This is a genomic window from Streptococcus sp. Marseille-Q0941 (assembly GCF_943736975.1).
Classification (GTDB): domain Bacteria; phylum Bacillota; class Bacilli; order Lactobacillales; family Streptococcaceae; genus Streptococcus.
Genome location: NZ_CALSFO010000006.1, coordinates 1 through 24,270, shown reverse-complemented (window position 1 = coordinate 24,270; position 24,270 = coordinate 1). Strand labels below are relative to the sequence as shown.

22 protein-coding genes, 17 tRNA genes and 1 other annotated feature are annotated in these 24,270 nt (G+C 42.3%); of the genes, 6 read left to right on the top strand and 33 right to left on the bottom strand.

Features of this window, described 5'->3' with window-relative positions:
- Positions 1-65: 65 nt before the first annotated feature.
- Entirely contained in the window at positions 66-521 is a 456-nt protein-coding gene (locus NGI26_RS06595; RefSeq protein WP_251937912.1) for a GNAT family N-acetyltransferase, read from the bottom strand.
- Between the two features lie 69 nt (positions 522-590).
- On the opposite strand from NGI26_RS06595, the gene NGI26_RS06590 reads away from it, so the two are divergent.
- The gene (locus NGI26_RS06590; RefSeq protein WP_251937892.1) at positions 591-1,253 is read left to right on the top strand and encodes a prepilin peptidase; all 663 of its coding nucleotides are present in this window, start codon (positions 591-593) and stop codon (positions 1,251-1,253) included.
- Between the two features lie 41 nt (positions 1,254-1,294).
- On the opposite strand, the gene NGI26_RS06585 is transcribed toward NGI26_RS06590, so the two are convergent.
- The 6 genes from NGI26_RS06585 to NGI26_RS06560 form a co-directional block, all read right to left on the bottom strand.
- Complete coding sequence (locus NGI26_RS06585; RefSeq protein ID WP_251937888.1) at positions 1,295-1,858, bottom strand: aminodeoxychorismate/anthranilate synthase component II; 564 nt, start codon at positions 1,856-1,858, stop codon at positions 1,295-1,297.
- A 27-nt stretch (positions 1,859-1,885) separates the two neighbouring features.
- Complete coding sequence (trpB, locus tag NGI26_RS06580; protein ID WP_251937885.1) at positions 1,886-3,067, bottom strand: tryptophan synthase subunit beta; 1,182 nt, start codon at positions 3,065-3,067, stop codon at positions 1,886-1,888.
- A 161-nt stretch (positions 3,068-3,228) separates the two neighbouring features.
- Positions 3,229-3,460, bottom strand: a binding site (T-box leader).
- 59 nt (positions 3,461-3,519) lie between these two features.
- The gene (locus NGI26_RS06575) at positions 3,520-4,746 is read right to left on the bottom strand and encodes a DegT/DnrJ/EryC1/StrS family aminotransferase (RefSeq protein ID WP_251937882.1); all 1,227 of its coding nucleotides are present in this window, start codon (positions 4,744-4,746) and stop codon (positions 3,520-3,522) included.
- 39 nt (positions 4,747-4,785) lie between these two features.
- On the bottom strand, positions 4,786-5,478 hold the full coding sequence (locus tag NGI26_RS06570) for a sugar transferase (protein WP_251937879.1): 693 nt from the start codon (positions 5,476-5,478) through the stop codon (positions 4,786-4,788).
- A 105-nt stretch (positions 5,479-5,583) separates the two neighbouring features.
- Positions 5,584-7,326: an ABC transporter ATP-binding protein gene (locus NGI26_RS06565; RefSeq protein WP_251937876.1), complete on the bottom strand. Its 1,743-nt coding sequence runs from the start codon at positions 7,324-7,326 to the stop codon at positions 5,584-5,586.
- Complete coding sequence (locus NGI26_RS06560; protein WP_251937872.1) at positions 7,316-9,061, bottom strand: ABC transporter ATP-binding protein; 1,746 nt, start codon at positions 9,059-9,061, stop codon at positions 7,316-7,318. Before NGI26_RS06560 ends, NGI26_RS06565 begins: the two co-directional genes overlap by 11 nt.
- 262 nt (positions 9,062-9,323) lie before the next feature.
- Between NGI26_RS06560 and NGI26_RS06555 the strand changes: the two genes are divergently transcribed.
- Together NGI26_RS06555 and NGI26_RS06550 are read left to right on the top strand one after the other, a co-directional pair.
- On the top strand, positions 9,324-10,151 hold the full coding sequence (locus NGI26_RS06555; protein ID WP_251937869.1) for an exodeoxyribonuclease III: 828 nt from the start codon (positions 9,324-9,326) through the stop codon (positions 10,149-10,151).
- Positions 10,152-10,162: 11 nt separating this feature from the next.
- On the top strand, positions 10,163-10,549 hold the full coding sequence (locus tag NGI26_RS06550; protein ID WP_251937866.1) for a bleomycin resistance protein: 387 nt from the start codon (positions 10,163-10,165) through the stop codon (positions 10,547-10,549).
- A 63-nt stretch (positions 10,550-10,612) separates the two neighbouring features.
- Here NGI26_RS06550 and NGI26_RS06545 read toward each other — a convergent pair whose 3' ends face one another.
- From NGI26_RS06545 to NGI26_RS06535, 3 genes are all read right to left on the bottom strand, one after another.
- Entirely contained in the window at positions 10,613-11,017 is a 405-nt protein-coding gene (locus NGI26_RS06545) for a PaaI family thioesterase (protein WP_251937863.1), read from the bottom strand.
- Positions 11,018-11,086: 69 nt separating this feature from the next.
- The gene (locus NGI26_RS06540) at positions 11,087-12,568 is read right to left on the bottom strand and encodes a UDP-glucose--hexose-1-phosphate uridylyltransferase (protein ID WP_251937860.1); all 1,482 of its coding nucleotides are present in this window, start codon (positions 12,566-12,568) and stop codon (positions 11,087-11,089) included.
- Between the two features lie 18 nt (positions 12,569-12,586).
- Positions 12,587-13,765 carry a galactokinase gene (locus tag NGI26_RS06535; RefSeq protein ID WP_251937857.1) on the bottom strand — a complete coding sequence of 393 codons (1,179 nt, stop codon included), beginning with the start codon at positions 13,763-13,765 and terminating at the stop codon, positions 12,587-12,589.
- 168 nt (positions 13,766-13,933) lie between these two features.
- Here NGI26_RS06535 and NGI26_RS06530 point away from each other — a divergent pair, with 168 nt between their 5' ends.
- Positions 13,934-14,935 (top strand): LacI family DNA-binding transcriptional regulator, encoded by a 1,002-nt coding sequence (locus tag NGI26_RS06530; protein ID WP_251937855.1) that lies wholly within the window; start codon positions 13,934-13,936, stop codon positions 14,933-14,935.
- A gap of 216 nt (positions 14,936-15,151) precedes the next feature.
- On the opposite strand, the gene NGI26_RS06525 is transcribed toward NGI26_RS06530, so the two are convergent.
- Together NGI26_RS06525 and NGI26_RS06520 are read right to left on the bottom strand one after the other, a co-directional pair.
- Positions 15,152-16,189: a zinc-binding dehydrogenase gene (locus NGI26_RS06525; RefSeq protein WP_251937851.1), complete on the bottom strand. Its 1,038-nt coding sequence runs from the start codon at positions 16,187-16,189 to the stop codon at positions 15,152-15,154.
- A 76-nt stretch (positions 16,190-16,265) separates the two neighbouring features.
- Positions 16,266-17,168, bottom strand: coding sequence for a cation diffusion facilitator family transporter (locus NGI26_RS06520; protein WP_251937849.1), 903 nt, complete (start codon positions 17,166-17,168; stop codon positions 16,266-16,268).
- A gap of 55 nt (positions 17,169-17,223) precedes the next feature.
- On the opposite strand from NGI26_RS06520, the gene NGI26_RS06515 reads away from it, so the two are divergent.
- Both NGI26_RS06515 and NGI26_RS06510 read left to right on the top strand, forming a co-directional pair.
- Positions 17,224-17,769: a TetR/AcrR family transcriptional regulator gene (locus NGI26_RS06515; protein WP_251937846.1), complete on the top strand. Its 546-nt coding sequence runs from the start codon at positions 17,224-17,226 to the stop codon at positions 17,767-17,769.
- Positions 17,770-17,801: 32 nt separating this feature from the next.
- The gene (locus NGI26_RS06510; RefSeq protein ID WP_251937843.1) at positions 17,802-18,134 is read left to right on the top strand and encodes a glucuronide permease; all 333 of its coding nucleotides are present in this window, start codon (positions 17,802-17,804) and stop codon (positions 18,132-18,134) included.
- 64 nt (positions 18,135-18,198) lie between these two features.
- Here the strand turns inward: NGI26_RS06510 and NGI26_RS06505 are convergent, their stop codons facing one another.
- The 21 genes from NGI26_RS06505 to NGI26_RS06405 form a co-directional block, all read right to left on the bottom strand.
- The gene (locus tag NGI26_RS06505) at positions 18,199-19,719 is read right to left on the bottom strand and encodes an ABC transporter permease/substrate-binding protein (RefSeq protein WP_251937839.1); all 1,521 of its coding nucleotides are present in this window, start codon (positions 19,717-19,719) and stop codon (positions 18,199-18,201) included.
- Positions 19,712-20,440 (bottom strand): ATP-binding cassette domain-containing protein, encoded by a 729-nt coding sequence (locus tag NGI26_RS06500; protein WP_251937836.1) that lies wholly within the window; start codon positions 20,438-20,440, stop codon positions 19,712-19,714. The genes NGI26_RS06505 and NGI26_RS06500 overlap by 8 nt, the downstream gene beginning before the upstream one ends.
- On the bottom strand, positions 20,433-21,287 hold the full coding sequence (locus NGI26_RS06495) for an SDR family oxidoreductase (protein ID WP_251938338.1): 855 nt from the start codon (positions 21,285-21,287) through the stop codon (positions 20,433-20,435). Before NGI26_RS06495 ends, NGI26_RS06500 begins: the two co-directional genes overlap by 8 nt.
- A 17-nt stretch (positions 21,288-21,304) precedes the next feature.
- A complete protein-coding gene (locus NGI26_RS06490; RefSeq protein WP_251937833.1) occupies positions 21,305-21,754 on the bottom strand; it encodes a MarR family winged helix-turn-helix transcriptional regulator in 450 nt (149 codons plus the stop codon).
- A gap of 972 nt (positions 21,755-22,726) precedes the next feature.
- Positions 22,727-22,814: transfer RNA gene (locus NGI26_RS06485), tRNA-Ser, on the bottom strand.
- Positions 22,815-22,820: 6 nt separating this feature from the next.
- A tRNA-Ile gene (locus NGI26_RS06480) sits at positions 22,821-22,894 on the bottom strand.
- 32 nt (positions 22,895-22,926) lie between these two features.
- Positions 22,927-22,997: transfer RNA gene (locus tag NGI26_RS06475), tRNA-Gly, on the bottom strand.
- Between the two features lie 19 nt (positions 22,998-23,016).
- Positions 23,017-23,089 (bottom strand) — tRNA-Phe (locus NGI26_RS06470).
- Between the two features lie 4 nt (positions 23,090-23,093).
- Positions 23,094-23,167: transfer RNA gene (locus NGI26_RS06465), tRNA-Met, on the bottom strand.
- A gap of 14 nt (positions 23,168-23,181) precedes the next feature.
- A tRNA-Ser gene (locus tag NGI26_RS06460) sits at positions 23,182-23,271 on the bottom strand.
- 10 nt (positions 23,272-23,281) lie between these two features.
- Positions 23,282-23,355: transfer RNA gene (locus NGI26_RS06455), tRNA-Ile, on the bottom strand.
- Positions 23,356-23,368: 13 nt separating this feature from the next.
- Positions 23,369-23,442: transfer RNA gene (locus tag NGI26_RS06450), tRNA-Met, on the bottom strand.
- Positions 23,443-23,447: 5 nt separating this feature from the next.
- Positions 23,448-23,521 (bottom strand) — tRNA-Pro (locus tag NGI26_RS06445).
- 14 nt (positions 23,522-23,535) lie between these two features.
- A tRNA-Arg gene (locus NGI26_RS06440) sits at positions 23,536-23,609 on the bottom strand.
- Positions 23,610-23,616: 7 nt separating this feature from the next.
- Positions 23,617-23,702 (bottom strand) — tRNA-Leu (locus tag NGI26_RS06435).
- 7 nt (positions 23,703-23,709) lie between these two features.
- Positions 23,710-23,781: transfer RNA gene (locus NGI26_RS06430), tRNA-Gly, on the bottom strand.
- 26 nt (positions 23,782-23,807) lie between these two features.
- Positions 23,808-23,880, bottom strand: a tRNA-Thr gene (locus tag NGI26_RS06425).
- Positions 23,881-23,892: 12 nt separating this feature from the next.
- Positions 23,893-23,974 (bottom strand) — tRNA-Leu (locus NGI26_RS06420).
- Between the two features lie 5 nt (positions 23,975-23,979).
- A tRNA-Lys gene (locus NGI26_RS06415) sits at positions 23,980-24,052 on the bottom strand.
- An 18-nt stretch (positions 24,053-24,070) separates the two neighbouring features.
- Positions 24,071-24,143: transfer RNA gene (locus NGI26_RS06410), tRNA-Asp, on the bottom strand.
- A gap of 2 nt (positions 24,144-24,145) precedes the next feature.
- Positions 24,146-24,218, bottom strand: a tRNA-Val gene (locus tag NGI26_RS06405).
- Between the last annotated feature and the right edge of the window lie 52 nt (positions 24,219-24,270).

The following is a 24,270-nucleotide window of genomic DNA, read 5'->3' as shown; positions in this document are numbered from 1 at the left end:
ATTTCTCTGTAACAAGTTTGAAAAGCAAAAATTGTACGGGTACAGATTCTAGTATAATCTAGTTCTTATCTAGATTTTATCATTATATATTTTCGTATAGGTTCTTCAACCATTTGAACAATTTCAAATCCTTCTTTTTGATAGACGTGCTTGGCTCTTTGATTTGCCTCGTAGACATTTAGAGAGACACTATCTATGTCTCCATTTTCAAAGGCCAAACTAACAAATTTCCTTAAAGCCTGGCTTCCTAAGCCTTGCCCCTGTTTCTGGGGGTTGATAAAAAATCTTCCGATATGAAGATTACTGTCTTCTAGCCTGATTTTCTGGATAACTCCCACAAACTCTTGTCCATCAAAGATTGAAAAGATTCCTTCCAAATCTTGCAAAACTTGAATTGTCAAGGGAAAAGGAATCATTGTTCCCATCCATTGTTCTTGAAAGGATTTGCCAAGGGAGTTGGACCATTGGCATACGAGCTGAGCATTTTTTACGCTCACATTTTCTTCAAAACGAATTGTCATATTTTCCTCACCATCTTATCTATGTTTCTTTATTATACTACTTCTTCTATTTTTTACGAATAGATAAGTATGATTGATTTTTATTTTTTTCTTGTCGGGAGCATTCTCGCTTCTTTCTTGGGTTTGGTCATTGACCGTTTCCCTGAGCAATCCATTATCAGACCAGCTAGTCACTGCGATTCTTGTCAGACTCGCTTGCGTCCCTTAGATTTGATTCCGATTGTATCTCAGGTCTTCAATCGCTTTCGCTGTCGCTACTGTAAGATTCGCTATCCATTCTGGTATGCCCTTTTTGAACTAGGCTTAGGACTTCTCTTTCTGTCTTGGTCTTGGGGCTTTCTTTCCTGGGGACAAGTCATTCTGGTAACTGCTGGTTTGACTTTGAGCATTTATGACCTTCGTCATCAAGAATATCCCTTGTTAGTCTGGCTAACTTTTCACGTAATCCTCATGGTTTGTTCTGGCTGGAATCTAGCTATGGCTTTCTTCTTGATTCTTGGAATCATTGCTCATCTTATCGATATCCGCATAGGAGCAGGTGACTTTCTCTTTCTGGCTTCTTGTTCGCTAGTTTTTACCCTTACAGAAATTCTGATTGTAATTCAATTTGCTTCCACAACTGGCATCCTAGCCTTTCTCCTGCAAAAGAAAAAGGAAAGACTGCCGTTTGTGCCTTTCCTCTTACTTGCTGCTTGTATGATTATTTTTGGTAAGCTACTGCTTGTAGGATAGTCAAGCCCTCTATGAGGGCTTTTATATTGTCGACCTATTCCTTAGATAACCTTATCAATGAAGTTTCGTATGGTTGATAGTCCATCTGGTGTCCCTATACTTTCTGGATGATATTGAAAGCCATAGATAGGGAGCTTCTTGTGTTGAAAAGCCATGATCACCTGATCGTCTATCGCACGAGCCGTAACTTCAAAGTCTGCGGGTAATTCCTCCACCATAAGACTATGGTAACGCATGACTGAGCAGTTATTCTCTATCCCATGATAGAGAATGGATGGAGCTTCAAATTGGAGCTGACTTTGTTTACCGTGCATGACATTTGGAGCCAAACCTAGTTTTCCACCAAAAGCCTCTGCAATAGCCTGATGTCCCAAGCAAATCCCTAAAATCGGCTTTTTCCCAGCAAAATCTCGAATCATTTCCTCCATTTTTCCAGCATCAGCTGGCCAACCGGGTCCAGGAGAAAAGACAAGAGCTCTTGCCTTTTCTGCTACTTGATAGAGACGAGGATCGTCGTTTCGCAAGACCTCAACAGGAGAAAAGGTTCCGATATATTGAGCTAGATTGTAGGTAAAAGAATCATAATTATCAATCAATAAAATCACAATTTTCTCCCTTTAATCTTGGAATGATTAGTTATTCTTTGCTTCAAGGTAGTCAGCAATAGCAGCTACGTCCTTGTCTCCACGACCTGACACATTGATGATGATAATCTCATCTTTACTTAGTTTCGGCGCACGTTTAACTGCTTCTGCGATAGCATGTGAGCTTTCAATCGCCGGGATGATTCCTTCTGTTTTACTTAACAAAAGCAAAGCTTGGACAGCTTCTTCGTCTGTCGCTGCAACATACTCTACACGACCAGAGTCTTTAAAGTAGGCATGTTCTGGACCAACCCCTGGATAGTCCAAACCAGCTGAGATAGAGTAGACTGGAGCAAGTTCTCCATCTTCCTTAAAGACTGCATAGGTTTTCATTCCATCGACGATACCTACACTACCCTTGGTCATAGTTGCTGCGTGTTTATCAGTATCTAGACCATGACCAGCAGCTTCTACCCCGATCAATTTCACTTCTTCATCAGCTACATACTGTGAAAAGGCACCGATGGCATTGGAACCACCACCTACACAGGCAATAACGTAATCTGGCAGACGACCTTCTTTTTCCAAGATTTGACGACGTGATTCTTCACTGATAACTTTTTGGAACTCATGGACAATGGTTGGATAAGGGTGAGGTCCCACAGCTGAACCTAAAACATAGAAAGCTTCAAGGTCATTCATCCATGCTCCAAAGGCTGCATCAACCGCATCCTTCAGAGTACGCGTTCCTGTTTCAACTGCGTGAACAGTTGCACCCATCATCTCCATACGGAAGACATTGAGACGTTGGCGTTCCACATCTTCTGCCCCCATGTAGACATCACAGGCCATACCAAACTTGGCTGCAGCAGCCGCAGTCGCAACACCGTGCTGACCAGCTCCTGTTTCGGCAATGACACGCTTTTTACCCATGCGTTTAGCAAGAAGAATTTGTCCTAAAACATTGTTAAGCTTATGTGAACCCAAGTGGTTCAGGTCTTCACGTTTGAGATAAATCTTAGCGCCACCTAGGTGCTCTGTCAAGCTCTCTGCATAATATAGCGGTGTTTCGCGACCTGAATAGTCCTTCAAATAATGACGAAATTCTGCCAAAAACTCTGGATCATCCTTGTACTTGTCAAATGTCACTTCCAACTCATCCAACAAAGCCTGAATCGGCTCCGGTACAAAACTTCCACCAAATTGTCCAAAATAACCTTTAGTTGTCATAAAATTTTTCCTCCTTCTGCATGAATCCGGCTTTTTGTTTGCTTTTAGTAGTAGGCAAGAAGCTGTAGATAGAACTCAAGTTCATCAAAGCGACTTAACGCCCAAATAAAAGATAAACAAAATGACGGATAGAAAAAGCCCACACACGGAATCCACTTCCATGTGAGGGCGTCTGTAACGCGGTACCACCTCAATTGTAAAGAGACTATCCCCTTTACATCTCTGCCTTGTCTAACAACAAGTTGCACTGTAAGGTGTGCCTACCGAATTTTCATTGTTTCAAATTCATTTTTTCAAATCAGCCCACTTTCACTACTTCCAACCACCTTTTCGCAGTAACCACAGGCTCCCTGAAGATTAAAAATAATTACTTTTCTGATTTGTTGAGTTAATTATATGTTATTGTTTTTCCTTTGTCAACCGTTTTCGTTCATTTTTTACTAATTTTTTTATTAGCTTTTTGAAGAAGCAAGAATTTGTTCGGAAACTCTGACAAAAGTCTCAATGATATAGTCTACTTCTTCGTCCGTCAATTTAGTGTGAAGAGGAAGCGTAATTTCATTTTCAAAGAAGGCATAAGCTCGCGGATAATCTGCCATATCAAAACCAAGATTCTTATAGGCTGTCAAGAGAGGAAGCGGTTTGTAGTGTACATTACTTGCAATTCCTGCTTTGGCCAATTCTTGGATAATGAGGTTGCGTTCTTCTAGACTAGCACCTTCTACATGGGTGATGTAGAGGTGACGTGAAGATTCGATAGTATCAGTCTTGTGCGCCAATGGGTGAATACGAGTACCCGCAAAACCACGATCATAGCGGTCCACGATGTCCTTACGACGTTGTAGCAAACCAGGGTAACGATCCAACTGTACCAAACCAAGTGAAGCCATGATATCTGTCATATTGCACTTGTAGGCAGGAGTTATGATATCGTATTCCCATGAACCTAGTTGCATCTTAGCAAGCGCATCTTTGGTTTGACCATGAAGAGATAGGATTTGGAATTCCTTGTACATCTCTTCGTCGTCAATCGCTGGATTGGCTTTCCAAGTCGCACTTCCACCCTCAGCCGTTGTAAAGTTCTTAACGGCATGGAATGAGAAGGAAGTAAAGTCTGCGATAGAACCGGCTGGCTGTCCTTTATAAGTAGATCCCAAAGCATGTGCACTGTCTGAGACAATGACAATACGGTTAAAGGCTTTTTGCCACTTGCTAGCAGCTGTAAAAAGGTCACGTTTCTTTTCTACTACTTGGAACAAACGATCATAGTCACAGATAATACCTGCTAGCTCAACTGGGATGATAACCTTAGTCTTCTCAGTAATAGCTTGCTCGAGTTGGTCATAATCCATCTCAAAAGTATCTTCTTGGATATCAACCATAACTGGTGTAGCACCTACGTGAGTGATGACACTACATGATGCTGTATAAGTCATAGCTGGAACGATAACTTCATCGCCAGGACCTACTTCCAGCACGCGCAAGATCAATTCAAGAGCTGCTGTTGCAGAGTTGAGGCATACCGTCTTAGGTGTCTGAGTGTAGAGAGAAAGACGACGTTCCAATTCTTTTGTCTTTGGACCTGTTGTGATCCAACCAGAACGAAGGGTATCAGCTACCTCAGCAATTTCAGCTTCGGTGATATCAGGTGGTGAAAATGGAATATTATACTTTGTCATTGATTTACTCCTTTTACTGTATTCACTTTTGTGACTACTTTATTTTAAAACTTCAAATACAGTCTGGAACATGATTTTGATATCTCCGAAGAAATTAAAATCACGTAGGTAGGCTAGATTATAGTGCATCTTTTCTGGAAGGACTCTTTCGACATACGCCTGATCGACCGTCATACCTTTTGCAGTCATTTGACTGATGATGGCATCCTCGTCCTTATAGTTAATGCTGGCAAGGGAAGTAATCCCTGCAGGTAAGAGCAAGGTAGCCATCATTTCAGGGCTATACTGCTCTGTGTAGCGTGGTACTTCTGGGCGTGTTCCTACAAAGGACATCTCTCCTTTGAGGACATTGACCAATTGCGGCAATTCATCCAAACGCACACGGCGAATGAAATTTCCAACCTTGGTGATGCGACTATCATTTGCAGAAGTTACCAGACTTCCTTTTTTATCAGCATCCGTCACCATAGTCCGGAATTTCCAAATCTTGAAATGACGGTTGTACTGGGTTACCCGCACTTGCTTGTAAATAACTGGACCCTTGCTATCTAGCTTGATCCAGATGCTTAGAATCAGAAATAAGGGGGAGGTCAAGATTAACAAGACTACGGCTAGAAACAAATCTAGACAACGCTTGAGAATCAGTGAGCCTTTTCTTCTAGACACAAGCTGGTAGTATGGTTTTACCTCGCTCAATTGCATTTCCTGAGGTAGCTCCTCCCATTTCAGCATGCACATTCTCCTCTGTTTTTATAGATAATCTTTATTAACATTCTACATTATACCACAAAATAAAAGAGGCAGCGCAAGAAATCTGTGTTTTAAAAGAATTCTTCCTTAGGAAAGAGCCCCTGCCTGTAAACTATACATCTTGTGATAGGTTCCACCCAATGCTAGGAGTTCCTCGTGGGTTCCACTTTCAATGATGCGTCCCTTATCAAGGACATAGATACAATTAGCATCTTGAATGGTAGAAAGACGATGGGCGATGGCAATGGTTGTCCGACCTTGTCTCATCTTAGCTAGGGAATTTTGGACCAGAGCTTCTGTTTCAGAGTCGATATTGGCTGTCGCTTCGTCCAAAATCAGAATTTTAGGTTGACTGGCAACAGTTCTGGCAAAGGCAAGCAGTTGACGTTGACCCGTTGAAAAACTCGAACCACGCTCGGATACAGGTGCATCATAACCTAAAGGAAGGTCCTGAATGAAGGAATCTGCATCGACAAATTCTGCGGCAGCCTTAACCTGGTCGTCACTGATATCTTGGTACATGGCGATATTAGACTTGATAGTCCCATGATAGAGGAAGGGTTCCTGTAGGACCAGCCCAATGTTTTTTCTCAGCTCCTCTTGACGATACTCTCGAATATCCACACCATCTAGGAGAACTCGACCTGACTGGAATTCATAAAAGCGCATCAGAACATTGATGATAGAAGATTTACCCGATCCTGTATGCCCCACAAAGGCAATGGTTTCACCTTTATTGACGGTAAAGGAAATATCATCTAAAATTTGGTGTTTCCCATCATAAGAGAAGGACACATGCTCAAAGCGAATATTTCCTTCTTGGATCTCGGCTTGGCCATTTTCTTGGGCCGGTTCATAGTTGCTCTCATCGATGAGTGCAAAAACACGACCTGCTGACACCATGGATGTCTGAAGAGTAGAAAAGTTCTGTGTCACCTCGATGAGAGGATCAAAGAGCCGGTTGATGTACTGGATAAAGGCATACATAGTTCCTGCCGTTATTCCTAGATAAAGTCCGCGATAGCCAAAATAAGCCATCAAAACCGCATAGCCCAACAGCTTCAACAAACTCATAGCTGGGCGTAAAAAGAGAGAATCCAAGGCTACTGAACGGTTAGCATAGACTAGGTGTTCCTGGTTTATCTCATCAAACTCTTCTTGCAGGCGTTTTTCTTGGTTAAAGGCTTGAATAATACGAATTCCTTCGATATTTTCTGCCAGCTTACTGTTAATATCTGACAGTAGACTTCTGGTTTTTTCAATGACCTTGACCGATTTTTTTCGGTAGAGATTAACCAAGATAAAAATCAAAGGTAGAAATAGAAGAACTAAACCTGTCAAACGAAAATCCAGGACCATCATTGTATAAAGAGTTGTCACAAAAACAAAAATAGCTGAAATAAAGCTAGACAACAGCCCTGAAAACATATCACTGATAGTCTCGGTGTCATTGGTCAAACGAGAGACAATAGAGCCTGCAGGCGTTTTATCAAAGTAAGACATGCCTAGCTTCTCCATATTGGCAAAGGCATCACGTCGGATATCTCTAACGATGCTGTAGGACACGCGCGCAAAGAGGAGATTCCCCACATATTGGACAATAGTTTGAAGAATGTAGAGACCATAGTAAACTAGCAAAACTGTAACAGCAAGCTGATTAAGGTTGTTTAGATACTGGTCGATAAAGTGCGAAGCTACCAGGGGGATAACACTCTTAACAACAGTCGTCGCGAGGAGAAAAGCTAAGGCTAAAAAGGTGAGGAGACTATAGGGCTTGAGATAAGACAACAAACGCTTCAATACAACCCATTGTTCTTGTTTATTCCGCATCTTCTTCTCCTTTCATTTCTAACTGTTGAGACTGGTAGGTTTGGGCATACCAACCATCCAAGGCTAGTAAGTCTTCATGCCTACCTCGTTCAATGATGCGACCATCCTGCATGACCAAAATCAAATCTGCGTGAACAACTGCACTGAGACGATGGGCAGTGATAATAGTCGTTTTATCTTTGCGAGTTTCCTTGAGATTATCGATGATTGCGAACTCTGTCTTAGCATCCACAGCTGACAAGGAATCATCTAAAATCAAGATATCAGGATTTAAGATCATAGCCCGACTCATAGCCAGACGTTGCTTTTGTCCACCGGATAGACTGACACCTTTTTCCCCGATAACTGTATCAAATCCCTCAGGCATGGCTTGAATGTCTTGATAGACTTGAGCCAACTTTGTCGCTTCTTCTACTGCTGAGAAAGGTAGGTCAGGATTTCCAAAACAAATATTCTCTAAGATAGAGCTAGCAAAGAGAAATTGGTCCTGTGGGACGTATCCCATCAAACTTCGTAAGTCAGCTAGTCGATAGTCACGAATGTCATGACCATTTAGATAAATAGCTCCTTGGTCAACGTCATACTCACGTAGGAGCAATTTAATCAAAGCTGTTTTCCCTGAACCAGTCTGTCCAACCAAGCCCAAGGTTTGTCCTTTTTCGAGACTAAAATGTATATCTCTCAGCGTCTCTTCGCCTTCAAAGGCAAAACGATCAATAGCATATTCCAAGCGCCCATTTTCAATCCCGTCAAGTGGAGATTCTGGTTCTTTGACAGGTGATTCTTGGGACAAAAGACTCTCAATTCGTTGATAAGAAACCTTCCCTCTTTGAGTAATATTAAAGAGAAAACCAATCGCCATCAAGGGCCAGACCAACATATCCAAGTAAGAGATAAAGGTGACAAGATTACCAACGGTTACTTGTCCCGCTTGCACCATAAAGGCACCGACTAAGAGAGTTAAGGCATAGGAAGAACCAACAAAGAGTAGAACCATGGGGTCAAAGAGACTATCATATTTCATGGTTTGCAGATTCTTTTGGAAGGTCAAATCATTGACTTCCTGGAAAGATGCCAATTCATCAGACTGATAGCCAAAGGACTTGGTTACCTTGATACCTGATACAGATTCTTGAACCTTATTATTAAGTTCAGAAAAGGCTGCTTGTGATTCTCCGAAAGCCTTATGGGTCTTTCTCCCCAGACGACTAGTCCCATAAGCCATAAACGGCAAAGGTAGAATAGCAACCAAGGTCATCTGCCAAGAAATGCTAAAGAGCATAGTTATCAGAGTCACCAAGGCCGTGATAGAGGCATCCACCGCCGACATGACACCACCACCTGCTAGACGAGTCAGAGCATTGATATCATTGGTTGCGTGAGCCATCAAATCCCCAGTCCGATAACTCTGATAAAAAGCGGGAGACATCCTTGTAAAATGTTCAAATAGTCTTGAACGCATGATTTGTCCAAGTCGGTAGGAGGTTCCTAGGATATACATGCGCCAAACATAACGCAGGTAGTACATCCCGAAAGCTGCAAGCAGGAGATAAAAGAGATGAAGCAGGAGCTCATCTTGTGTTAATCGTCCCGAGGTGATGGCATCAATCACTCGCCCCATGACCATAGGTGGGATGAGGTTTAGCACAGAGACTAAAACCAAAGCTACGATTCCAACTAGGTAACGGCGTTTTTCTAATTTAAAAAACCACCAGAGTTTTTGGATGATGGACATAAAATTCCTTTCTAATGACAAATGGAAACCTGAGGCGACTGCCTCAGGTTTTTCCTATTCATAGGTGATGACACTAACTTAAACTTTGTCATATTCAACGATAAAGATACTCAAAGGAGTAACATTTCATTTATTTTCAATCTTTTACATAAATCATTCTTTATTATATAGGAATGACCTGGTTTTTTCAAACTATACGCTGGGGAAATACTTCTTTTTCTGGTATAATATTGTCTATAATCTGAATGAAAAGGTAAACATTATGAAATTGATCTCATGGAACATTGATTCCCTCAATGCAGCGTTGACGAGTGATTCTGCGCGTGCGAAATTATCACAAGACGTCCTCCAAACCTTGGTAGCCGAAGACGCTGATTTCATCGCCATCCAAGAAACCAAGCTTTCAGCTACAGGACCTACTAAAAAACATCTCGAGGTGTTAGAAGAACTCTTCCCTGGATATGAAAATACTTGGCGTTCCTCTCAAGAACCTGCTCGTAAAGGCTATGCTGGAACCATGTTCCTCTACAAGAAAGAACTAACTCCAAGCATCAGCTTTCCAGAAATCGGTGCCCCTTCTACTATGGACTCGGAAGGACGCATCATTACCCTAGAATTTGATACATTTTTCGTAACTCAAGTTTACACACCAAACGCTGGTGATGGCCTCAAACGCTTGGAAGAACGTCAAGTCTGGGATATCAAATATGCAGAGTACTTAGCTCAACTAGACAAGCAAAAACCTGTCCTAGCAACCGGAGACTACAACGTTGCCCACAAGGAAATTGACCTTGCAAACCCAGCCAGCAACCGCCGTTCACCAGGTTTCACAGACGAAGAACGTGAAGGATTTACAAACCTTTTAGCCAAAGGATTTACAGATACCTTCCGCCATATCCATGGCGATGTTCCAGAACGCTATACTTGGTGGGCACAACGTAGCAAGACTTCAAAAATCAACAACACAGGCTGGAGAATCGACTACTGGATCACAAGTAACCGTGTAGCAGACAAGGTTACCAAGTCAGACATGATTGACTCTGGTGCGCGCCAAGACCACACACCGATTGTCTTGGAGATTGATCTCTAAGGAGAAAACGAATGGACTATCAAGCTGTCATCCCTGAATTTGTCGTATCGGATATCGAGAAATCGCGTCACTTCTACTGCGACTTGCTGGGATTTTCTGTCGAATACGAGCGTCCAGAGGATAAATTTCTCTTCCTCTCGCTTGAAGACTGCCAACTTATGCTAGAAGAAGGCAGCACAGAAGAATTAGCCCAACTAAACTATCCCTTTGGTCGTGGAGTCAACATCTCCTTTGGCATAAAGGATGTTCCTCGACTCTATCAGAAATTGTTAGAATCCAACTATCCTATTTATCGTCCTTTGACTAAAAGAGAATTTCGAGTTGGTGAACAATATATCTACCCTCATGAATTTGCAGTTCTAGACCCAGATGGCTATTTTTTAAGATTTAGTGAATAGGATAATCGAGCACTACAGTGGAAAAAAATAAGAAAAGAGGCATGTACCTCTTTTTTATGTTACCTATATCCTCACCTGTCTATCTTCAGACCGTTGTCCTGTGACAAACATGGTGAAGGTTGCCTTGCAGACATTGCGGCCATCTTGGTTGGTGATATCAACATCAACGACACAAGTGGTACGTCCTTGATGGACACATTCCCCCTTGATGGTGAGAACATCTCCTAGACTTCCGGCTTTCAAATAGTTGATAGAAGACTGGAGCGTCACACCATCCAATCCAAGTGAAATCACCACAAGTCCACTGATTTGGTCACAAAGGGTAAATAGATAGCCTCCATGGGCATTCCCATAGTAGTTGAGTGAAGAGTCCACTACTTTTGTCGTTACCACAACGTGACCATCTCTCATTTTTTCAATTTCGTAGTTTTCAAAGGCAGCTATAGCGTCAAAGTGAAAATCTTTCATACTTTCCTCCTGATGTTTCAAACGACACTATGATACTACTTTTCAAGACTCTGTGCAAGGGAGAAGCACTTATTCGGGTAAAATCCCAACCTGCTCGACAAAGCGCATGAAGGCCGCCTGTCCTTCTTCCGTTTGCTTGTATACACCTGCATCTTCCAAAACACGAGCAAAGATGTTACCAACAGACTCTTGGACGATTTCAAGAGCTTGGACTTTATCTCTTAAGTCTGGGTGATTTTCCTTCAACTCATCAGCCCATTCTTGGTGATAATCTGCAACTGAAACATCCTCTCCAACTAGGTAAGCTGCTACTTGCTCCGCTTCTTCCTTCAAGCGTGGTGGCAAGATTGCCAAGCCCATGACCTCAATCAAGCCGATATTTTCCTTCTTGATATGTTGGACATCCTTATGGGGATGATAGATACCATCTGGATGCTTTGCTGAAGTTTGGTTATCACGCAAAACCAAATCCAACTCAAACTGCCTATCTCGTTTACGGGCTATCGGTGTGATGGTATGGTGCGGTGTCCCATCGCTTTCTGCCAAAACCTGAACACTTGGATCGGAGTATTGATGCCAAGCCAGTAAGATTTTCTCAGCAAGGTCCGTCAACTCTTCTTTCGAATCTGAAGTCAATCGAATGACCGACATAGGCCACTGGACAATCCCTGCTTTAACAGATTCAAAACCTTCAAAGGTAAAGCTCTTCTGTAAAGGCGCTACTTCCATTGGAAAGACATGCCGCCCTCCTTGATAATGATCATGGGTCAGGATAGAACCACCCACGATTGGCAGATCAGCATTCGAACCAGCAAAGTAGCCTGGAAATTGCTCCACAATCACTAACAAACGTTCGAAACTTTGGCGACTGATGGCCATAGGACGGTGTTGGCTATCTAGAAAAATACAGTGCTCATTAAAGTAAGCATAAGGCGAATACTGGAAGCCCCATTCCTGACCAGAAATATCAAAACGAATGATGCGATGGTTGCTTCTAGCTGGATGATTGACACGACCATGATAACCTTCGTTTTCCATACAGAGTTGACATTGAGGATAGTTGCTCGACTTGACCAACTTGGCCGCCGCAATCTCCTTTGGATCCTTTTCAGGCTTGGAGAGATTGATGGTAATTTCAAGTTCACCATAGTCAGACGGTATACGATAAGCAATATTTTTTGCGATAGCCTTTAGTTTGATGTAATCATTCTTCTGACTGAGTTGGTAGAAGTCCGCAATCGCCTGTTCTGGTGACTGGGCATAGGTATCCCAAAAGTCACGATTGACCTGACTTGGACAAGGGGTTACCAAGTCCATGAGGTCAGCACCGAGAATCTCACGCGCAGCCTGACTATCTTCAATCGTTTCTAATCGAACGGCTTCTTCGACAAGTTGGTCTTTGAGATCAATCAAACTGTCTTGGTCAGCCTCAACGTCAAAAACTCCTTCACCAACCAAGGCCAAAACACGATTGGTCAGATAAATCCGATCTAACTCTTCAAAGGTACTTTCTGCAATGACTTTGGTAACAAATGTTTCTACTAAGGTCACTAGAAAACCTCCTTTTGACTAATCAAGAACGCGAGTTCCACCGGCAACTTCAGCGATATAGAAGCTTGGAGCGTAGCCAACTACTTCCTCGTAGTGCTTGCCTACAGCTTCTTTAAAGGACTCAACAGCATCTTTTTGAACTAAGGCGATCGCACAACCACCAAAACCTGCTCCTGTCATACGAGCACCAAGAACACCATCTTGAGCCCAAGCCGTATGCACAAGAGTATCTAATTCCAAGCCAGTTACTTCGTAATCGTGCTCAAGTGAAACATGAGAAGCATTCATCAAACGACCAAACTTGTCTAAATCTCCTGCTTGAAGAGCCGCTTGCGCTTTAAGGGTACGTTGGTTTTCAAGAACTGCATGACGCGCACGTTTCAAACGATTTTCGTCTTTGATCAGGTAGCTATATTCATCAAAAACCCATTCATCCAATTCACCCAAGGTTTGAATATTTAAGGCCACTTGGAGTTCTTCTACTGCTTTTTCACATTCAGCACGACGTTCATTGTACTTAGAATCCGCAAGTTCACGGCGTTTGTTGGTATTCATGATAACAACAACATTGTCCTTCAAATCAAGGGGAACCAATTCATATTCTAAACTATTTGTATCTAGATAAATGGCACGTTGGTCTGCCCCCATACCGATAGCAAATTGGTCCATGATACCAGAATTAACCCCAATAAAGTTGTTCTCTGTCAATTTTCCGATTTTAACCAAATCTAGACGGTCCAATTTTAGATCAAAGAGGTATTCTGCCACGACACCTGTCAATAGCTCCAAAGAAGCTGAAGATGACAAACCAGCACCATTTGGGATATTCCCATAGACATAGAAATCAAAACCTTTATCAATCACATGTCCAGCTTCTTGCAAGAAATGAAGGACACCTTTTGGATAGTTGGTCCAGTTGTGCTCTTTCTCAAACTTAAGGTCAGCCAGAGGAACTTCGATAATGCCTTTGTCCTCGAAGTTTGCTGAGTAGAAACGCAACACTTGGTCATCGCGCTTGCGTGCAGCTCCGTAAGTTCCTAGTGAAATAGCTGCCGGAAAAACATGCCCTCCATTATAGTCAGTATGTTCCCCAATCAGGTTGATACGGCCTGGTGAGAAAAAGGTTTGATCTGCTTCTTGACCAAAAACAGCAAGAAAGTCCTTGCGAAGCGCATCAGCAGTAAGATGTTGTGTCATATGAATTCTCCTTTGACAATTTGTCAGGTAAAAAAGTTTACCTTGTAATCGTTTTCTTCTATTGTACCCAAGGGTTTTGCTTTGGTCAACATTTTTACCGATATTTTACTAAACTATGAGTAAAAAGATAGAAAAATATGCTATAATAACCTAAAAAGGAGGGGAATTATGGCTACACTCAAAGATATTGCTCAGTTAGCCTCTGTCTCAATCGCAACTGTATCCCGTGTTCTCAATCGCGATCAGAGTCTATCTGTCACAGAAGAAACCCGACATCGTATTTTAACCGTCGCAGAAGAACTTGGTTATACCAAACATCTCAAAACAGGCGAAAGTCACAAACTCAAACAAAAGATTGCCATTATCCAGTGGGTCAGCGAACAAGGTGAGTTGGAAGACCTCTACTACTACCAGATTCGACTAGGAATTGAAAATAGGGCACAAGAATTAGATTACGAAATCTTGCGCTATTTCAATGATCAACCTTTTACGCTTAGCGAAGAAGTCATTGGAATTCTTTGTATTGGAAAATTTAGCCAAGCACAGATTGCATCATTTGAAGAATATCAAAAACCTCTAGTTTTTCTAGATAGTGACACCATAGCCTTGGGACACACCTGTGTCATTACAGATTTTAATAATGCTGTTAGACAGGTAGTCGATTACTTTACCGACCACGGGATTAAGAAGATTGGTATCTTATCCGGTCTTGAAACTACTACTGACCAAGAAGAAGTCATCGCAGATAAACGCTTAGAGTACTTTAAATCCTATACACAAGAAAAAGGAATTTATAACGAGAAATTCATTTTCCAAGGACTATTTACTGCCCAATCTGGATACGACTTGATGAAAGAGGCTATTGAAAAATTAGGAGATAAACTTCCACAAGCCTTTTTTGCAGCTAGTGATAGTTTGGCAATCGGTGCTCTTCGCGCCCTTCAAGAAGTCAGCATCAGCATACCAGAGCGCGTGAGCGTTATTTCCTTTAATGATACCATTCTAACCAAGCAAGTTTTCCCACCACTTTCCAGTATCACAGTCTACACCGAAGAAATGGGACGCACAGGAATGGATATTCTGAATAGAGAAGTCCTTCATGGACGAAAAATTCCAAGCCTCACTATGCTTGGAACCAAACTAACTTTAAGAGAAAGTACCTTACATTAAGTACAAGAGTTGAATACAAAAAATCCTAATAAGAGCTTCTCAGTTCTCTATTAGGATTTTCTTTTTTATACTCAATGAAAATCAAAGAGCAAACAAGGAAGCGAGCTGCAGGCTGCTCAAAGCACTGCTTTGAGGTTGTAGATAAGACTGACGAAGTCAGTCACATATATAATCCAAGACGAAGCTAACGTGGTTTGAAGAGATTTTTGAAGAGTATTAATCCATCACAATCATAGATTTAATGGTCTTACGTTCATCCATATCCTTATAAGCTTGGTCGATATCTTTCAATTTATAACTTGTGGTAAAGACACGGCCTGGATTGATATCACCATCAAGAACTACTTTCAGCAAGAATTGCTTATCGTATGTTGTCGCAGAGGCTGCTCCACCTGCCACGGAAAGGTTTTGGGCAAAGGTCGATCCAAGGGCACGATTATTGTAGTGAGGCACACCAACAATACCCATACGACCGCCATTATGAAGGACACCCAGAGCCTGCTCAACAGCCGCCTCAGTACCAACACACTCAAGTGCTGCATCTGCTCCTCCTCCGAGGATTTCACGCACCTTGGCAATCCCTTCTTCTCCTCGCTCAGCTACCACAGCTGTCGCACCTGACTCCAAGGCCATTTGTTGACGGTCTTCATGACGACTCATAAGGACAATTTGTGATGCTCCTCGCATCTTAGCTGCGATAACAGCACATTGGCCAACAGCTCCATCGCCAATAACGACAACTTTATCTCCTGGTTTCACATGAGCCACACGCGCTGCATGATAGCCTGTCGGCATGACATCAGCCAGAGTCAAGAGAGACTTAAGCATTCCTTCTGTGTAGTCAGACGGTTGTCCAGGTATTTTGACAAGTGCCCAGTTGGCAAAGTGGAAACGGATATACTCAGCTTGTACACCACCAGAAAAGTTGTTATCAATGTGTCGGTCACAAGAACCATCAAAGCCCGAACGACAGGCATCACACTGGCCACAACCATGTGTGAAAGGGGCAATGACAAAATCACCGGGCTTGACCGTTGTAATGGCTTCTCCAATTTCTTCAACGATTCCAATCGCTTCGTGTCCACTATTTTTGTGACCCTCTTTAATATCTGGATTGCGGTAACTCCAAAGATCTGAACCACAAACGCAAGCACGAACCACACGGATAATCACATCATCTGCTTCTTGAATACTTGGACGCTTAACCTCTTCGATACCGACCTGACCTGCTTTTTTATAGACTGCTGATTTCATAAAATTTCCTCTCTGTATATAACTACTTCAAGTATACACTTTTTATGAAGCTTTCGCTCACTTATACTACGCCTCATCAATGACGATGATCATGTCCATGACTTTGACTAGCTTCCAGCTCTTCGATGTTACACTTATGGGCTCGGTGGGTTGCTAAGTCTTCATCTACTTCAATGGTAACATTTTGAAAGCCCGTCTCTTTGAGCAAGTCTCGAATGGATTCTTTGCAAACTTCCATATGCTTGACATGCTCCAGACAAACGTGAATAATGGCATTTTTCTCCAAACCATCCATGGTCCAAAGGTTCAGCTGATTCACACTGGCTACATACTCCAATTGCTCCAAATCACTCTTGATCTTCTTGATATCCACTCCTTCTGGTACAGCATCCAAGAAAATCTTTAGCGTAGACCAAAAACGTGGAATGGCTTTTGACAAGATAAAGAAGGAAATGACAAGCGACAAGAGAGGATCTAAGATATACCAATCCGTAAATCGGAGAATAATGGCCATCAGGATGACGGCGATCCAACCAAGGGTATCTTCCAGAAAATGTAGGCTAAGAATCGACTCGTTCTTTGTTTTTCCATTACGAACCACTAAACTTGCTAGCACATTGATCGTAACCGCAATGATTCCTAGCCAGAGAATTCCCTCATCATTGACAGGTTGGGGATGAAATAGTTTCGTTAGATTTTCCAAAATGACAAAAACAGATCCTGTCATCAAAATCACAGCCGTAATCAAAGCTCCTAGAAGGCTAAATCGTTTGTATCCCAAGGTGTACTGACTATCCTCTTTACGATTGGAGATTGTTTCTAGAACAGCTGATACCCGAATTGCAACCGCATCTCCTAAGTCATGGACTGAGTCAGCAAGAACCGCACTAGAGCCAAATACTCCACCAGCGATAAACTCGACAATGGCATAACACAAGTTTAAGAAAAAAGCTAACCAAACAGCACGTTTTGTCTTCATAATACTTAATCCTTTGATATAATAGATTCATGAACATCTTGTTCAAATTGTCCATATGACTACTCAAGATCGTCGTATTACCAAGACTCGAAAAGCTATCTATGCCGCTTTTTTACAATTACTAAATCAAAAAGATTATGAGTCTATCACGGTTCAGGAGATTATTGACCTTGATGATGTAGGGCGTTCCACCTTTTACAGTCATTATGAAAGCAAGGAGTTACTACTGGATGAGCTCTGCCAACAGCTCTTTCACCATCTCTTTGAAAGGGAAGAACACTTGACTACAGAAGACTACCTCGCACATATCTTTTTACATTTTCAAAAAAACCAGGACCATGTCACCAGTCTTCTTTTTTCCAAAAACGACTACTTTCTCCGCCAACTACACAAGGAGCTCGAACGCCAGGTTTACCCCATGGTAGCGGATGACTTGCAAGAAGCCTATCCAACTATTCCAGCCTCCTACCTCCAGCATTTTGTTGTGACGAACTTTATCGAGACTCTAACCTGGTGGCTTAAAAAAGGGCAAACCTATACAGAAGACCAAGTGGTAAGATTTTACCTTGAGGTAATGGAGATGACAAGTAAACAAAAATAAATCATCATTGTTCTAGCTAGAAAGGAAATCTTATGAACTTCGTTATTATTCTTGCTATTTTGATAGCCTTCTTACTTCTTGCTTTTCCTCTTCTTCATTTATTGGCTAGTCTTTCAGAATTAAGAAAGGGCATGGACACTCTAGGAAATCGGCTTCTCCTTATCGGAAGTAGCCTTGCGACCTTATCTCTCATCCTCTACTTCTTTTTGCCGATTGTAGCGTTATTTCTTTGGCTGATTGGCTGTGGGCAGATTTGTTACGGAGCCTATTGGAATGACAAACAGAAAGGCAACTTTAAAAAGTTTCACCATATCATCAGAATTTCACTAGCCATCTTGTTAACACTCATGCTCATTTTGATTTAATACAAAACCCATCTTATCTAAAAAGAAAGATGGGTTTTATGTTAGTATAAAGTCTATTCTGCTTTTATTTTTGAAGAATTCCTTCTTGAACCAGAAACTCACGAGCTACTTGTTCTGCTGGCTTGCCTTCGACACCGACTTGATAGTTAAGCTGGCTCATCTGGCTTTCTGTAATCTTGCCAGCTAGTTTATTAAGCACCGTTTCCAACTCTGGATGTTTCTTAAGAAGAGCTTCTTTCATCAGTGGAGCCCCTTGATAAGGTGGGAAGAGTTGCTTGTCATCTTCCAAGACCTGTAAATCATAACGTGCCAACTCTGCATCGGTCGAATAGGCGTCCGTGATTTGAATATCCCCTGACTGAATAGCCTGATAGCGAAGGGCTGGCTCCATGGTTACTACATTGAGATTGAGACCATACATTGATTGCAAGCCCTTATTTCCATCTTCACGGTCGTTAAACTCGAGTGTAAAGCCTGCCTTCAGTTGCCCTTCCACTTTTTTCAAATCCGAAATAGTTTTCAAGCCATATTCTTGAGCAATCTTTTTCGGAACAGCCACAGCGTAGGTATTTTGATAAGACATAGGTTTGAGATAGGCTAGATGATCCTGCTTGGCAATGCCATCACGCGCCACCTGATAAACCTGTTCTGGCTCATGACTCACCTTGGGTGATGGTTGAAGCAAACTTTCAGTCACCGTACCGGTAAATTCAGGATAGATGTCAATATCGCCTTTTTTCAAAGCTTCATAGAGGAAACTTGTTTTCCCAAAATTCGGTTTAACAGTCGCAGTCATACTGGTATTTTCTTCAATCAGCAACTTATACATATTGGCCAAAATTTCTGGCTCTGGACCCAATTTCCCAGCAATAACCAAGTTTTCCTTCTCTTTTTGAGCTAAGAGGGCTGGACTATAAGACAGACCCAGTAATACCGTCACCAAGGCAAAACCAGCAAAAATCGTCCGCAATTTCGCTTTTTCCATCACTTTTAGTAGGAAGTTAAAGGCAATGGCAAGCACTGCAGAAGAAAGGGCTCCAATCAAAATCAGACTGGCATTATTACGGTCAATTCCCAAAAGGATAAAGGAACCCAGTCCCCCAGCACCAATCAAGGCTGCCAAGGTTGCCGTACCGATAATCAAGACCGCTGCCGTCCGAATCCCAGACATGATAACAGGCATGGCAAGTGGAATTTCAAATTTCTTAAGACGCTCCCATCTGGTCATCCCAAAGGCAATCCCAGCCTCCTGCAGACTCGGATCAATTCCCTTCAGCCCAGTGATAGTATTTTGTAAAATCGGGAAAATCGCATAAATCACTAGAGCTGTCAAGGCCGGAAGGGTCCCAATCCCCATGATGGGAATGAAGAGTCCCAAAAGGGCCATGGAAGGTATGGTCTGGAAGATCCCAGCTAACTGTAGGACCCAGTTGCTCGCTCTCATGCGAGTACTTAAATAAATAGCCAGTGGAACAGCCAGAAAAATAGCAAGGAGCAAGGTCAGTAATGACAGTTGCAAATGTTGCCCCAGTGCAGTGACCCAGTCTCCAAAGCGTTCTTGAAAAGTTGCGAGTAGTTTAGACATGGTGAGCACCTCCAAATAAATCCGCAACAAAGTAGTTGGCTGGCTGGGCTAGAATGGTCTCAGCATTCGCTACCTGTACAATCTCTCCTTCTTGTAGCACCGCAATCCGATCGCCTAATTTCAAAGCCTCGTCCGTATCATGAGTAACGAAAATAGTCGTCATACCAAATTCTTTGTGCAAGTCTTTGGTAAGAGCCTGTAATTGCTTGCGAGAAATAGCATCCAAAGCTGAGAAGGGCTCGTCCATCAATAGAATCTTTGGTTCTGCAATGATGGCTCGCACAATGCCAATCCGTTGTTGCTCCCCACCCGATAACTCGCTTGGTAAGCGATGAGCATAATCTACAGCAGGAAGACCCACCTTATCCAGAAGCTCTTCTGTTTTAGAGGCAATTTGTTCCTTGCTCCAGCTCTTCATCTCAGGAATTAAAGCAATATTTTCAGCAACTGTTAGATTTGGAAAGAGGGCAATGGCCTGCAAAACATAACCAGTAGAAAGACGCAACTCTCGTTCATCATAGTCTTTAATCCGCTTGCCATCCATATAAATATCACCATCCATAGGCTCCAAAAGACGATTGATCATCTTGAGCATGGTGGTTTTCCCAGATCCTGAAGGTCCCACCAAGACCATAAATTCTCCCTGCTCAATTCGGAGATTGACGTCTCTAAGAACCTCTTTTTCAGTGTAGCGCAGGACCACATTTTTGTATTCAATCATGTTCTTCCTCAATAAGTTTTCTGTCTCTAAGAATATCCAATAGGCTACTTGCTGGATGCCCTAGGACTTTTTCGACATCTGTTGAAACCCCAGCTTGTTCCCCAAGCTTGATAGCGGTATAGGTAGTGACCCAGGCATCGTACTCCCAAGTTTGTGCTGGCCATTTTTTCCGTGACTCATAGGCTTCTTCTAGTGATTCATCTACATACGTGATTAGTTGTTTGGTTGCTTTTGAAAGGAGTGTCGTAATCTCTTTCATGGAAAGATCCTCTGGTCCTGTTAGATTCAAGGTTTGATTTTCCCATTCCTTAGGATTTAATAGAATTTCTGCTGCAACCCTAGAAGTATCCTTTCGGGCGACAGCTGATACAAGGCCACTGCCAGCCGGACCACGAATTTCTCCATTCTCAAGCGCCATATCAATCAAGAAATCCAAGTAAAAATTATCTCTTAGAAACGTGTAGGTGAACCCTAAGTCCTTGATATAGGCTTCCGTCTGGGCATGATCGCGAGACAAGGTAAACGTTGCCTTCTCATCTGCCCCATAAAAGGAGGTATAGACGATATGCTGGACCCCTGCTAGCTTTGCGGCATCTAAAAAACTCTTATGTTCCTTCACACGCTCTGGATTTTCGCGTGCAGATACCATCAACAAGACATCAATCCCCTTTAAGGCCTCAACCACATCTGGAGTATTGGCATACACCATCTGACGAATTTCCGCAGACGCATAGACTTTTGCACGCTCTGGGCTTCTTGCCAGATGGATAGAAGCAATTCCTTTCTTATCGACAAGAACAGCTACATAAGAACCTAATTTCCCTGTTACACCTGTTATTCCAATCATCATCATTTTCCCTTCTACTATAGTTCATTTTCTTTAGCTTTTAGGTTTGAGATAATACGCTCTTGATAGGCCTCAAATTCTTGGATTTCTTGATCCGAAAAGCCTTGGTAGAAAATTTCACCTAACTCTTTACTAACACGGTCTCCATTTTCTTTTTGCGCCCAACCCAATTCGGTCAAACCAACAAATTTTCTTCGTTTATCTTGAGTGCAAGGTTTTACAGTAACCAATCCCTGATCTTCTAACTTCTTAATCATGCTGGTTAGAGTATTGTTAGCTAACCCTGAAGCAAGAGCGATATCCGTAGCAGTTGCCCGACCATCTTCTTTTTGCCAAAGGACTGTTAAAATTTTTCCTTGTTCACTCCGGTATTGAACATCTGGTTCCTTGCTCAAGAGTTTTTGAAAGATACGCCCATTTAACAAACGTATCTGTAGAGCTTGGTAGCCCCCTATCATCTTATCCATTCCGCCTCCTTTTTCTTCTATATGGAACTTTATACCGCTAATTGTAATATTTTCGATTACATCTGTCAACTATTTCGATATAGAAATAACAAAAAACTTCCTACTAAAAAGTAGAAAGCCATCATTTTATTAAATTAAAAATGAATCACATCAGAATCATTCTTCTTATAGATAGTACAATGAGCTAAATAAGGACCGTACTTACGATTTTGACTATAAACCAACCATAAAGGAATGATAAATACTTTTATAAGGTAGAGGAAGAAAAAAAGTAAAAAAGAACTAAAACTAAGATCCTTTAACTCAAGAAACTAAAAATAAAAGAAAATTGTAGCATTTAATAGAATATTTAAACCCGTAGCAAAACTAGCTGACATGGTATTCGTTTTAATCTGAGGATTAAAGAATTTGACAAGAAATAAAACTAATAAGGAAGTATTATAGATTCAAATCGGCTTGTAGTCATGACGATAGAAAACTAAACATTTATGATTATAAAAAATAAGTCCTCTGCTAAAATTACTTGCTTTGTTAATCCAAACATTGGAGACTCCACTAATATCACTCCAAGGAACAAATAAATTTAATCTTCTAAGGTAAATCCCATCCTGTAAAATATAAAATTTCCAAGGAAAAAGAAAATTTATGCCAACTAAAATTAAAAAAAGAAGGCAATACACCAACCGTGTTTGATCAAAACTAAAAGCGTAATCAAAAAATGTAATAGTTTGAAATCCTCAGCCAAGAATTTGATTAAAACCTAGAAAAAACAAAACTATTATAAATAAAATGAATCTATAAAAAATACTACGAGACTTTACACCTTTTGTCATAAATTATGTTCTAGTAAATTATACAACCAACATCAAAAATACTTTACTATCTTATATAAAACTAGTATAACATTAAAATTCCAAAGAATATAAAATTGTAAAAGCAAAATAAAAAAAGAGCTAAAAAGCTCTTTAATTACGGAGAATAAGGGATTCGAACCCTTGCGCCGGTTACCCGACCTAACGATTTAGCAAACCGTCCTCTTCAGCCTCTTGAGTAATTCTCCTATTAATGGGCACGAGTGGACTCGAACCACCGACCTCACGCTTATCAGGCGTGCGCTCTAACCACCTGAGCTACGCGCCCAAGTAAAAACTTGGTACTTGAACAAAGTTCAAAGCGGGTGACGAGAATCGAACTCGCGACAACAGCTTGGAAGGCTGTAGTTTTACCACTAAACTACACCCGCATGAAACTAAATAAAAATATGGCGCGAGACGGAATCGAACCGCCGACACATGGAGCTTCAATCCATTGCTCTACCAACTGAGCTACCGAGCCAATATTGCGGGAGCAGGATTTGAACCTACGACCTTCGGGTTATGAGCCCGACGAGCTACCGAGCTGCTCCATCCCGCGTTAATAATAAATAAAGGAGGATGTGGGATTCGAACCCACGCACGCTTTTACACGCCTGACGGTTTTCAAGACCGTTCCCTTCAGCCGGACTTGGGTAATCCTCCATCATTCCAATGGACCTTGTAGGACTTGAACCTACGACCACTCGGTTATGAGCCGAGAGCTCTAACCAGCTGAGCTAAAGGTCCAACAAGATCATTATAGCGGCGAAGGGGATCGAACCCCCGACCTCCCGGGTATGAACCGGACGCTCTAGCCAGCTGAGCTACACCGCCATCAATCGGGAAGACAGGATTCGAACCTGCGACACCTTGGTCCCAAACCAAGTACTCTACCAAGCTGAGCTACTTCCCGAATTAAATTGTTAATGCACCCTAGAGGAGTCGAACCTCTAACCGCCTGATTCGTAGTCAGGTACTCTATCCAGTTGAGCTAAGGGTGCTCATTTATGCCGAGGACCGGAATCGAACCGGTACGATCGTTACCAATCGCAGGATTTTAAGTCCTGTGCGTCTGCCAGTTCCGCCACCCCGGCCTCTCTAAGCGAACGACGGGATTCGAACCCGCGACCCCCACCTTGGCAAGGTGGTGTTCTACCACTGAACTACGTTCGCATCGACTCTGGTTTATATTAAAAAAATGCCGGCTACATGACTTGAACACGCGACCCTCTGATTACAAATCAGATGCTCTACCAACTGAGCTAAGCCGGCTAATTTCTATTATGCGGGTTAAGGGACTTGAACCCCCACGCCGTTAAGCGCCAGATCCTAAATCTGGTGCGTCTGCCAATTCCGCCAAACCCGCAAATATGACCCGTACTGGGCTCGAACCAGTGACCCATTGATTAAAAGTCAATTGCTCTACCAACTGAGCTAACGAGTCAAATAACTTTCGTTATTACGGTCCCGACGGGAATCGAACCCGCGATCTTCGCCGTGACAGGGCGACGTGATAACCGCTACACTACGGGACCTATGGGAGTTAACGGGATCGAACCGCTGACCCTCTGCTTGTAAGGCAGATGCTCTCCCAGCTGAGCTAAACTCCCTAGAGCTAAGCGACTTCCATATCTCACAGGGGGCAACCCCCAACTACTTCCG